The sequence below is a fragment of the Micromonospora sp. NPDC023869 genome (assembly GCF_055559695.1).
On record NZ_JBVHKD010000014.1, the window covers coordinates 133289 to 145337 of the forward strand.

The 12049-nt window shown below is 67.9% G+C and carries 9 protein-coding genes; 2 read left to right on the plus strand and 7 right to left on the minus strand.

Features of this window, described 5'->3' with window-relative positions; genetic code table 11:
* Positions 1 to 209: 209 nt before the first annotated feature.
* Together ACZ31C_RS28630 and ACZ31C_RS28635 are read right to left on the minus strand one after the other, a co-directional pair.
* Entirely contained in the window at positions 210 to 1121 is a 912-nt protein-coding gene (locus ACZ31C_RS28630) for a TauD/TfdA family dioxygenase (protein WP_465797949.1), read from the minus strand.
* A gap of 87 nt (positions 1122 to 1208) precedes the next feature.
* A complete protein-coding gene (locus ACZ31C_RS28635; protein ID WP_465797935.1) occupies positions 1209 to 3014 on the minus strand; it encodes a condensation domain-containing protein in 1806 nt (601 codons plus the stop codon).
* Positions 3015 to 3373: 359 nt separating this feature from the next.
* Here ACZ31C_RS28635 and ACZ31C_RS28640 point away from each other — a divergent pair, with 359 nt between their 5' ends.
* Complete coding sequence (locus ACZ31C_RS28640; protein WP_465797936.1) at positions 3374 to 4819, plus strand: class I adenylate-forming enzyme family protein; 1446 nt, start codon at positions 3374 to 3376, stop codon at positions 4817 to 4819.
* A 6-nt stretch (positions 4820 to 4825) separates the two neighbouring features.
* Here ACZ31C_RS28640 and ACZ31C_RS28645 read toward each other — a convergent pair whose 3' ends face one another.
* Entirely contained in the window at positions 4826 to 7804 is a 2979-nt protein-coding gene (locus ACZ31C_RS28645) for an AfsR/SARP family transcriptional regulator (RefSeq protein ID WP_465797937.1), read from the minus strand.
* Positions 7805 to 8131: 327 nt separating this feature from the next.
* A complete protein-coding gene (locus ACZ31C_RS28650; protein ID WP_465797938.1) occupies positions 8132 to 8443 on the minus strand; it encodes a phosphopantetheine-binding protein in 312 nt (103 codons plus the stop codon).
* A 252-nt stretch (positions 8444 to 8695) separates the two neighbouring features.
* Here ACZ31C_RS28650 and ACZ31C_RS28655 point away from each other — a divergent pair, with 252 nt between their 5' ends.
* Complete coding sequence (locus ACZ31C_RS28655; protein WP_465797939.1) at positions 8696 to 9229, plus strand: phosphopantetheine-binding protein; 534 nt, start codon at positions 8696 to 8698, stop codon at positions 9227 to 9229.
* Positions 9230 to 9441: 212 nt separating this feature from the next.
* Here the strand turns inward: ACZ31C_RS28655 and ACZ31C_RS28660 are convergent, their stop codons facing one another.
* The 3 genes from ACZ31C_RS28660 to ACZ31C_RS28670 all read right to left on the minus strand — a co-directional run.
* Positions 9442 to 10107 carry a hypothetical protein gene (locus tag ACZ31C_RS28660; protein ID WP_465797940.1) on the minus strand — a complete coding sequence of 222 codons (666 nt, stop codon included), beginning with the start codon at positions 10105 to 10107 and terminating at the stop codon, positions 9442 to 9444.
* Positions 10108 to 10259: 152 nt separating this feature from the next.
* Positions 10260 to 10700, minus strand: a complete 441-nt coding sequence (locus tag ACZ31C_RS28665; protein WP_465797941.1) for a hypothetical protein — start codon at positions 10698 to 10700, stop codon at positions 10260 to 10262.
* A 32-nt stretch (positions 10701 to 10732) separates the two neighbouring features.
* A partial coding sequence (locus ACZ31C_RS28670) for an NYN domain-containing protein (protein ID WP_465797942.1) occupies positions 10733 to 12049 on the minus strand: 1317 nt, incomplete at its 5' end.

Genomic DNA, 12049 nt, shown 5'->3' on the forward strand with positions numbered 1-12049 from the left:
GTCGGCGGCTGCCGGCACAAGACCCGAAGCAGACAAGGGGTACTGAGTTGCGAGTTTCTATGGTTTCCGGTCCGCGCCTGATCGTCTCGTCGGCCACGTCGCTGGTCGCTGTTGCTGGCGACACGCCGTGGGGCTGATCAGCCTCTCCCGGGCAGGCCGACGGAGGGTCGCCGCAGCGGTGTCCCTCCGTCGGTCAGGTGCCACCTTCCTCACGAAGCCGCAAATGGTTCGGCCATCGCCACGGCTATCTTGCGTGGCCCGGTGAAGGGCTCACGGGCGTGAGCCGCAAGCATGTTGTCGACGATCAGTACGTCGTCGCGCTCCCAGTCGAAGCGGCGCTGGGCGGCTCGGTAACAGTCGCGCAGGTGCGCCACGACCTCATCGGGGATTCGCCCGCCGTCGCCGTAGTACGTGTTGGTGGGCAGGTCCGCCTCGTCGAACATCTCCCGCAGCCCCTCGCAGTCCTCCTCGGGCAGCGTGGTCACGTGGAAGAACGTGAGGTGGTTGAACCAGACGGTCTCGCCGGTCACCGGGTGCTGGTGCACCGCCCGGCGGCGGGCTGTCGTCCGCAGGCCGTTGCGCCCGACCCACTGGACCTCCACACCGCTACGCGCGCAGTAGCGCTCGACCTCCGCCCGGTCGGTGGTGTTGAACGCCTGCTGCCACGGCACCCCGAAGCCCTCGGTGAAGTTGCGTACCACCGTCCAGCCGCGCCGGGTGAATTCCTCCAGCACGCTCGGATCGATCGACCGTAGGATCCGGCGGGTGTCGGCCAGCGGCGTGGCACCCTGCGTGTCGGGCGGGGTGATGCAGTAGAAGAACAGCGTCAACGGCCAGGTCGCCTGGTACGAGTTCTCGTTGTGCAGGAAGATCTCCTCGGTCGGTGGGTAGTCCGTCGAGGTGTAGACCTGGCCCTCGATGGTGCTACGCGGTGACGACCGCTCGGCGTAGGACAGCGGCGCACCGGACACCTCCCGGACGACCCGTTCGAACCCGCTGACGCTGCCGATGTCGAAGCCGCGCAGCAGGACCGCGCCGTGGGTGTGCAGCTGCCGACGGATCGATTCCCGGATCCCGGCGATCTGACTCTCGGCCGGTTCGCCACTACTGGGCGCGGTCAGCACAGCGGGCAGTGTCGACTCATCGCGCGATACCGCGGGTATGAGGCGTACGGGCGTGATGTTGCTCGTGGTCACCGTCGGCTCCCTTCATTGCATCTGGTGGTCGGGTCGGATCAGCAGGGCCCCGGGGTCGCCGGCTCCCACGTCTCGGCCGGATCCCTGGCAGCACACGTCGAGCCAGGCGGCCGGGTCGTCGGGGTTGTCCGGGACGCGTTCGCAGATGACGTAGCGCCGTGGTGTCATCGCCGTCGGATACGCCTTCACCGCTGCCAGGCAAGCGGCGTGGGCCTGCTCGGGGGTGCGGATGGCGTCGGTCCGCGCCAGATGAGCGACCAACGGCAGGCCGCCCACCTCCGCGAAGATCCTGGCACCGGTCGACGGCAGGCTGTCATCGAGCAACCGTTGCACCTCGTCCACCTCGATCCAGCAGCCGTCCACGAACAGCCAGCCGGGGCCCCGCTGTACCGGGCTGAGCGGGATCGAGTCGCGGATCCCTCGGGCGCCGAGGTCAGCGGACCCGGCCGCGATCAACAGGTTCTCGACCGCCAGGAGCAGCGATTCGACCTCGTCGTCGGGGATACGGCCGGTGTCGCTGCTCCAACAGCCGAGACGCAACTGTCCGTCGGTGCCGTACAGATCGAAGCGGATCAGCGTGGTCCCGGCGGGCATCGGCTGCCGCCGCAGCTGCGTCGTGCCTCGCGCGGCGACCAGTTCACCCGGTGTGGGTACCGATGCCGTGGCCTGTCCTGCCGCCCGACCGGACTCGATGACAAGGTTGTTGAACAGCGGTTCGCAATCGAATACGACGCCGCGCTCGTGCTCGATGCGGCGTGCGATGGCACTCTGCCGGTCCACGTCGTAACGGCCGTACCGGCTCGCGTCGACCACAGCAGCCCACGCCTGCCGGACCAGCCGGTCGAAGGTGGTGTCGCTGATCGTCAGCGTGATCGACGCGAGCTGCGCGAGGCTGCCGACGTGCTGCCGAAGATGCGGCTCGAAGCGATTGGCCGACAGGGTGGGGAGCACGAGTTCCCGTACGCCGGTCCGGTGCGAGAGCACCGCGCCGATCGCCGCCAGCACGACGCTGGCGCGACTCGTCCTGGTGCGCGCCGTCACCGCTCGCAACGCCATGCCGGCTGCGGTGGAGGTCATCTCGACGGAGACCGACCCGGTGGCGGCGGCGACCCGCGGGACCGAGTACAGGCACTGCGGCATGCGGGAGAACCGGTCTTTCCAGTAACTCAGCACCGATTCCTCGTGCCGCAGGGCCTTGGGCGAACGTTCCAGGGCGGCCAGGTCCAACGGCTGGATCGGTGGTCCGCCGGCCGGCCGTGCATCGCGGTCACGGATCAGGTCCGCGAACTCCCGCTTGATGATCTCCATGGCCTGATAGTCGACCGCGAGATGCGAACAGCCGATCACCGCAGCCTGCACCGCCTCGGCGGAGCTGGTGGACGCGTCACCGGACGACACCGCGAGGGCGACCCGGACCGGCAGTTCGCCGATGCGGTACGCCCCCGCAGCGCGCAACCGCCGGGTCAGGTCCCTGGCCAGGCTGGCCCGGTCGACGACTTGTGGGTCGGCGGCCTCGATCGCAAAGACCTCCACGACAAGCTCGCCGGTGGCGTGCACGAACTGCTGCGCTTCGACCCCGTCCACGTAGGTCGTACGTAGCCCTTCGTGCCGCTCGATCAGGACCGCGAGTGCCCGGGCGACGTCATCGACCACGGTCGCGGCCGGAACGTCGAGTTCCCCCGCGACGGCCGCGAAGAAATGCTCCGACTCGCGACGTAGCCACTGCAGAATGTTGTACTGGCCGATGTTGAGGGGCCCCTCGGCCGATCGCGTCCCGTGGAACCGCACGGTCACCGGTGGCCGTGGGACCAAACTCATCGATCGCCCACGACGTCGGGGCGCGCGGGGTCCGGTTGCCTGGTGGGTCCACGTCGTCCGGGTGCTCGGCGCGGCACTGTCGATGTGCCCTGGTGAGACCATGTGCGCCAGACTATTGAGGGCTCCACGCCGCGCAGTAGAGAAGGACCGGCAACGACTCGGGGCGGCGTCGTGTGCGTTGTTCTGCCGGTTGTTCTCTGCGGGTGCCGGCCCTGGCGGGCCATCATCGACCTGCGTCCATCAGGTCTGCGCCGGTCAGGTCGGCCGGGCGGGTCTGCGTCTCGTCCACTCGGCCGGCCCGTCCGGCAGGTCGCCGACCGCCGGGTGGGTGACGACGCACTCGATCGTGGGAGGCTCGAATGAGCGTATCGATCCGTCAGCGGATCACCGACATCGCGGAGATGTCAGCCGATCGGCCTGCGGTCGTCGGCTTCGACGAGAACTTCGTGGAGCAGGTACTGACGTGGCGGGAGCTGGCCGAGCGGAGCGGCCGGCGGGCGGACGCGCTGGTCGACGCCGCCGCCCGGGAGACCGGTCCGGGCGTGGTCGCGATCGAGGCGAACAACACGATCCAGTCGGTGGTCGACATCGTGGCCGTCCTCTCCGCGGAACTGCCACTGCTGCCGCTGAACCCGGCCTCACCCGCACCCGAGCGCGAGAAGCTGCTCAACTTCATCGGTCAGACGTACGGACGGGCCCGACTCATCGACGCCGAGGCCGACGCGGGACCACCGGCGCGGTCGCCGGCGGCGACGGCCAGCCGGATCGCCTACCTACTGCCCACCGGCGGCAGTTCCGGCCGGCCGAAGATCGCGATACGGCCCGGACCACTCGGCTACGATCCGCACCAGGTGCCGTTACCCCTGCGCCGTCGCGCCGGCTGGCGAGCCGGTCAGCGGCAACTGATTCTCGGCCCGCTGCACCACGCGGCCCCGTTCACCACGCTGCTGGACGGGCTCCTCGACGGCAACACCACAATCCTGCCGCCGTACTTCCTGCCGGCCTGGACGGTGGAGCTGGTCGAGCGCTACGCCGTGGAATGGATCCAACTGACCCCGGCACACATGCGCACGATCCTGATGCTCCTCCAGCCCGACCCGGCGTCCTTCGCCAGCGTGCGTACGGTGATGCACACGGCTGCGTCGTGCGACTCGTTCACCAAGAAGCGGTGGATCGAGCTGGTCGGGCCGCAACATCTGTACGAGGTGTACAGCTCGACCGAGAACATCGGCGGCACCCTGGTGCGGGGGGACGAATGGCAACAGCGGCCGGGCACGGTGGGGCGGGGATTCTTCACGAAGATCAGCATCAGGGACGACGCCGGGAACCGGCTCGGCCCGGGACAGACCGGCAAGGTGTTCATGCGCGCCGGCCGGGTCTCCAGAGGAGACGCCTACCTGGGCAGCCAGGTGCTCGAAACGACGGCCGACGGTTTCGCCAGCGTCGGCGACTTCGGATGGCTCGACGCGGACGGCTATCTGTTCCTCGCCCCCCGTCGGCACGACGTGATCAACGTGGGCGGTGAGAAGGTCTACCCCAACGAGGTCGAGGCGCAGTTGCTGGAACACCCCGCGGTGCTGGACGCCGTGGTGGTGGCGGCCGAGGACCAGGTGCTGGGCTCTACGGTCGGCGCCTACGTCGTCTGCAGGCCGGGAGCCTCGGTCAGCACCGGTGAGCTGATGGCGCACTGCCGGGCTGGTCTGGTCAACTACAAGGTGCCGACGCGGGTCACGTTCGTCGACCAGGTGCCGCGCTCGGCCGCCGGGAAGCTCGAACGTTGGCGGCTGGCCGGCCAGCGGGGCTGATCGCGGTCACATCGTCACCTCGCCGGCCGGCTCGTTCTTGTTGCTCTGCGTCGTCAGCCGGCCGGCGGCCCGGCGCAGCGCGCCCAGCTCGTCGATGGAACGTGAGTGCCACGGGTTGTTCTCCTGCATCGCGAACGCGTTCGCGGCCTGCACGAAGAAGTGTTCCGCGGTATCGAACTCGCCCCGGCCCAGGTACACCCGGCCGAGGCCGAACAGGGCGTGTGCATGAACATTGCGCTCCTGCGTCATCCGGCAGATCTCGACCGCCTCGCTGAAGTGAATCTCGGCAACGGTGAACTCGTTCTGCTCCAACATGGCCCCGCCGAGGCCGATCAGGGCGTAGGACTGGCCGATCCGGTCGTCCTGCGCCCGAGCCAAATCCAGTGCCGACTGGAAGACAGCCTTCGCAGCCAGCGACTGCTTTGAGTCGGCAAACACCTCACCGAGCCGGTACAACGCCTGGGCCTGAAGGCGCCGGTTACCCAGTTGTTCACCCAGTGCGAGCGACTCTTTCGCCAGGATCTCGGCCCGCTCGGGGGCTCCGAGATCCAGGTGGCTACGCGCGAGTCCACTCAGTACGTGAGCCTGTGCGCCCAGGTCGCCGACTGCCCGGAACTTCTCCAGCGCCTGCCCGTAACGCCGCACCGCCATGTCGGGTCGACCCTGGATCCGGTCCAGGTGCGCAAGGTTGCGCAGCGTCAATGCCACCCCGGTCTGATCGCCGACCGCATCGAACAAGCTCATCGCGTGCAGCAGGTTCTCGCCATCGTCCTCGGCGTGTTGGGCTACGCCCAGCGAGCCGAGCGACGCCAACACGGCGGCCTCGCCCCGGCGATTGCCGGCCCTGCTGGTGGCCTTCAGCGCGATGTGGTGAGTCGTACGCCATTCGGCGAACAGGCCGCGCCTCTCATGCATGGCAACCGATACGGTGGCCAACTCCCAGCACAGCTCGTCCAACCCCAGCTCCGCCGCCTGGCGGACCGCCACTTCCAGCGTGATGCGCTCCTCGTCGAACCAGGCGGTGGGATCGCCGAGGAAGCGGTCGAATTCGGCATGTGCGCCGGCCCATCGGGGTGCCGTGCCGTGCAGAACCGCGAACCGCCCCCCGTAGATACGCTGATGAGCCTCCTCGGCGAAGGCGAGCAGGGCACCGAGCGATCGGGTGACCGCCACTATGCAGATCTCCCGGTCGTCCTGCGTCAGCCGGTGCTCGCTCGCAAACACCCGCACCAGCTCGTGGAATCGGTATCGGGGTTGCTTGGTGAGCGCGGAAAGGTGGGCCTCCAGCAGCCGGACGTCCACCAGCTCGTCGAGGAGCGCCGTGGCCCGCCTCGAATCGCAGTCCAGCAGAGCCGCCGCGGTCCAGGCGCTGAACTCGTGTAGCTCCAATGCACTGAGCAGCCAGAACAGAGTCTGCGCCGGCACGGTGAGGGACTCGTACACGTCAGCGAGCAGCGAGCGGACCGCGACGTCACCGTGGGACAGCTCGTCCAGCCGATACCGTTCGTCGCGCAGTCGGTCCAGCAAGGTGCCAACGGCCCAGTGCGGGTGCGCAGCCAGTCGCACCCCGGCGATCCGCACGGCCAGGGGCAGGCCACCGCACATCTTGGTCAGCGCGACCGCGGCCTCGGGTGCCGCGGCGACCCGCTGCTCTCCGCAGATCTGGCCGAGCAGGCTCAGGCTCTCGTCGGCCGACATCATGTCGACGTCGACGGCTCGGGCGCCCGGGATGCCGGCGAGCCGGCGGCGACTGGTAATCAGCACCGCCGGGCCTGGCACGCCGGGGAGCAGGTCGGCGATCTGGTCCTCGTTGCCCACATCGTCGAGCACGATCAACAGCCGCCGCGTCGCGAGCTGGCTCCGTAGTAGGTTGATCCGCTGGCCGGGTGCGACCGGGATCGCCGCCGGGGCGACGCCGAGTCCGTGCAGGAGGTCGCTGAGTACGGCTTCGGTCGAGCGTGGCTGTGTGGTGCTCCCGTAGAGGCAGGCGTACAGGCTGCCGTTGACGAACGTGGCGCGCAACCGGTGCGCGACGTGCAGGGCCAGCGAGGTCTTTCCACAGCCCGGCGCGCCGGTGATGACCGCGATCGGCACCTGGTTGGTGTCCTCGCTGGTCAGCGTGGCGGTCAGGGTTTCGATCAGCGCCGCATGGCCGACGAAGTCCGGCAGATCTGCGGGCAACTCCTGCGGGCGGTGCACGCTCGTGGCGGTCTCGGTTCGCCTGTCGTCCACTTCGCCGCTGATGCTGCTGTCCTGGCTGAGGATCGCGCGTTCCAGTTTGCGCAGGTACTGGCTCGGCTCGATGCCGAGCTCGCCCACCAGGTTGGTGCGGGCCGTGCGGTACGTCGCCAGCGCCTCTGCCTGCCGTCCCGACCGATACAGTGCGAGCATCCGGAACCCCCACAGGCGTTCCCGCAGGGGGTGCTCCGTGGTCAACGCGACCAGTTCCTCGACCAGTTCCCGATGACCGCCCAGGCCCAGACAGATCTCGGCGCGGTCCTCCAGCGCCATGATCCGCCGCTCCTCCAGACGGTGGGAGACGACTTCGGCGGCCCGGCCGGGCACTCCGCCCAAGGCCGGTCCGGACCAGATGGCGATGGCGCGGTCCAGGTGCGTCAGCGCCTCGTCCAGCCGACCTTTGGCTGCGGCGGACCGGCCCCGGGCGAGAGCGTCGTCGAACATGAGGTAGTCGAGCTGCTGGCGGTCCACCCGGATGGAGTACCCGATTGGGCTGGTGTCGATGATCTCCGGACTGCCGAGAGCCCGGCGCAACGCCGAGATGCAGATCTGGATCTGACCACGCGCGCTGGTCGGCGGGGAATCGTCCCAGACTGCGCCGATCAGCTTTTCCACGGTCACGACATGGTTGGCGGCCATCAGCAAATTGGCCAGCACTATACGTTGCCGCGGGGAGGTTATCGGCACGGGGGAACCATCGACCACGGCTTCCAATGTTCCGAGAACCCGGAACTCGACTCGCACCATGTCGGCCAGCATACGGTATCACGGAACGACGATCATCAATCACGTTTGTTCCGGAAGTTTCTCGGGCGGCAACCGGGCCCACTCGAGCGAGGCCGGGGAGCAGGGATACCGCGAGTAGTCTCAATTCGTCGGGAGGCGATTTGACCGGTTACAGATCGTCTTACTGATGGCCTGTGATGGACGAAACCCCGCCAAATTCTGAACGATAGTTTGGTCGCTCGATGTCGTGAGGATCCGGCATATCGTGTGGGTCCGGCTTGATCGGTTTGTCCGACCCACGGGATGAGGCAGCGGTGCTTCGGTCCCGGAGCCCACCAGGCCTGTCGTTCACCGACGCCCGATGGGCGCAAGCTGTTCGGCGACGGGGTAGCCGGGCAGGGCCGAGGCCAGAGTCGCGACGGTCGGCCAGTCGAACAAGGCCCGCTCCGGCAGCTGCCGGTCCAGGGCGACGCACAACCTGGCCACGGCCTGCGTCGCGAGCACCGAGTGGCCGCCCAGATCGAAGAAGTTGTCGTGCCGCCCGACCTCGTCGAGATTCAGTACCTCGGCCCACACCTCGGCGATGGCCCGCTCCGTGGTAGTGCTGGGCCTGTCCTCTTCGACGAGCGACGACGACTGTGCATAGCTGATCTCGTTCATCGTCCATTACCCCCTGGCCGGTGACAATATGGCGTCAAATAGCGAACGGTTGCACGTTCGCCACCCTTGGACAATTGTGTTTCACTCGGCCGGCGCAGGCAAGGATAGGCGGTAAGAAGCAGCGGCGGTCAACCACTTCCGGAACTTCTGCCGGTTCTTCTCTGCGACCGCTCAAGCTTCCGTGGCACATTGGCGAATGTTGTCAATCCGCGCCGACGGCCCGGATTGCCGCCGTTACCAAAGGAGCGGTTGATGGTTGGCTTGGCAGAGTTCGCATCCACCCTGCTGGGGCATCCGGCCGTGCGTGATGCCCGGGCGACGACGATCCGCCACGACGATCGGGACGTCACGATCGGCGTGGTCGAGTTCTCCCAGTACGTCAGCGGGCCGGAGCTTCGTGGCTACGTGTGGGACCGGCTCGGTGCGGGCTGTGGATTGGACGGCGTGCTGCTCGTCGACGCCATGCCGCTCGCCGGTAACACGCTCGACACCGAATACGTCCGGTCCGCCGTCATCGCGGGCACGTGCACCCTGTTCGAAGGTCCGGTCGACGGAGTCGAAGAGCGGCTCCTGTCGATCTGGGCCAGCACCATGAACCTCAAGTGGATCGGCGTGCACGACGACTTTCTGGACCTCGGCGGCGACTCGATTGTTGCGGTCGAGGTCCTTGCGAAGATCGAGGACGAGTTCGGCACGGCGCTGGACGTCTACGACTTCATGAGCACCTACCACATCCGCGGCGTCGCCGGCCTTCTGAGCGATCCTCGGGTACTGCAGCAGCAGTAGTTCAGTAGGCGAGCCGCAACAAGTCGGAGTCTGGCTCAGCGACCGTGTATACGGCATCTACTACGGTTACACCGGCGACCACTCATTTGGCTCTGCTGTGCAGACCTCGGTGGTCGCTGGCTGGATCGAGGGTGTCACCGGCGTTGCCGGCGTGGGGTGATGAAATCACCGGAGTTCGGCTCTCGCCCGGTGCTCCATGATGAGCCTCGCGGCTAGCTCGACCGCCGGGATCCGGCTGGCGATGGTCCTCCGCAGTGCCCGGTGCCCTGATGTGGTCCGGCCGAGGTCCGTGACCGAGGTGGGAGCGGGTGACCGAGGTGGGAGCGGGTGACGACGTCAGAGCAGGGTGTCGGGGCGATCGAACAGCCCTGGGCCACCGTCTCCTCGGCCGGTGGCACCGGTGGCGTCGTGGGCGTCCGGCGCGGGTGCTCGTCGGCAGCCCGGGAGTAGAGCAGTCGCCCGGCGACCCGCCGGCTGGTGGTGGGTACCCGGACCACACCAATCGGGCCGGGCACGATCCAGGTCTTCGCGTCGTTCCAGCGAACCCAGAGCGGGATCGCACCGGCGTCGGCCTCGCACCGCAGCTTGCGGCTGGACCACTGCTTGTCGGTGCGGTCGATCTCGATGGCGATCGGCGGCCCGTCGAGCCGTTGACACACGACGTCCAGGTAGCCGGGTCGGTCAGGGTGTGGTCCGGGTAGACCGGCGATGCTGGGCACCTCGCGGCGTACTCGCCATCCGTGCTCCGTGCCCCAGTTCACGACCTGGCGGGCCAACTCGGCGGTGACCCGGACGGCGGACCAGTCGGTGAACTCCAGTGGCACCAGGTAGTGCTGCAGCGACGCTGTCGCCCGTCGTGACCGCTCCATCACGTCCACACAGGAACGATAGTCCCTGCTGTGACCTTTCGGACGCGCGAGCCGTTCGCTGAGATCGACGCACTGGGAGTGGGGCGCGTGAGTGACGGCGTGGGTGGTGCTTCGGAGCGGGGTGCCCTGGTCGGCGCGGCCTGTCGAGCAGGGCAGTCGGTTCAGCGGCGGCCGGTGGCCAGGGCGACGAGGTACTGTCCGCCGCCCGCGTCGACGCTCGCGGTCACCGGCAGTCCGGGCACCAGCCGGGAGAACCGGTCGACCAGCCACTCCGCCGCCTCCTGGGCATCCTTTCGGCTTGGACAGCGAGCGACCAGCTCGCGGCCACCCTTGCGTTCGAGTCGCTCGGCGACGGCGATCAGCGATGCCGGTTCCACCACGTGCAGACGCTCCGGCCAGGCAATGACCACCTTGACCGCGCCCTTGCGGGTGTTGCAGGCACGATGCGCGAGCCGCTCGGCGACCTTGGCCTTCTTGTCGGCGGTACGGCTGTCGACGCTGGGACCACGCGGGTCGTTCACCGACATGTGCGGGTCGACCAACTCGTCGCAGACCCAGCATCGCCAACCGTCACGCCTCGCGACGTCTTCGAGAGAACTCATCCGAGCAAACTAGCCTGGCAACCCTCGGCGAACTACAGGAAGCGCTCCGGGTCGAAGTCTTCGAGGTCGATGATGCGAACCCGCGGAAGCACATTGGTGAAGCAGTCCGCGTCCTCCTCGATGTCGAACACCTGCAGGCCCGGCAGGTCGGCGAAGCCGGCGTTAAGGAACTCCTTGAACCCGACGACCGCGACCTGATGGTCACCTCGCAGGAGTTCCCCGATCTGCGGGAGGAAGTCGCCGTCGTGGCTGGCGAGCATCACGTTGCCGGGGCGTCGGGCGATGGCGTCCAACGTCCGCTGGATGCCGATGTCCACCACCTTCTGATCCGACGATCCCGCGAGTGGGATGGGCCGATATTCCATGCTCAGGAGGGCCCGGACGAAGGGCATCGGCAGAGCGCCACCGGAGGCGTTGAGGAAGAACAGTCCCTTCACCGGCCGCTGCCACGTGTCCCGCGCGAAATCCCGTAGCCGCTCCCACCGAGGTCGCTCCGCAGGTGCCGGCCGGCGCTCCAGAACACTGTTGCCGAGAGTGGCATCGATGTTCTCCCCGTCCACGATGAGGTACGTGACGGGTTCCGTCGAATCGGGCATAGGAGTACCTCTCGGGTCGAGCAGCGGGCGCGGACCGGTCGAGCCCGAGCATGTGACGTGCCTGCGGAAGCTGTGCTCGTGGTCAGGGTATGCCCACCAGCGAGGGGGAACAGAACCGGCGTGGATACCGGCGCGGTGCTCGCACCAGCCTTCTTCCACGTCACTACCTGCCGTTTCGGTGTCGCGTACGGATCGAACTGCCAGGCCCAGCCAGGCGGTCGCACCGACGAGCGCCACCACCGCGGACGTGCGATACCCAAGGTTGAACAGGAGTATCCCGCCGCCCGCGCACACCACAGCAAGGATGACGTGATACCAAAACGCGCGACGGCCGGACTTGTCCACTACCGATGGCTCCAGACGTGACGAGGACTCGTGCCGATCCGCTGCTCTGGGGGCCGCAGGCGTCGGGTGACAGGAGGTTGACGCCGGCCAGAGTGGATAGGCACCGCTGTCGAGACACCCTGCAATTGGTAGCACGATGGCCGCACCGGGTATCACCGGTGGGATATCGGTCGCCGCATAGCGGCCGACCCGAAGCCGCTCGTACCGCGCGCACGGCGCGCAGCGCGGGCTCTCGGACCGCTCGTCGGTCCTCGTCGCCACGTCGTCGCTGGGCACGCGATCGACCCGAGCGGCGGGGTACGCGGCGGGGCCGCCACATGATCTTTGGGTGATCCTGCCCTCGTTCACCAGCGGATTGATGGGTTTTCCTGCAACGATGCATGGCGTGGCAACTGTGAAGACTGTGAC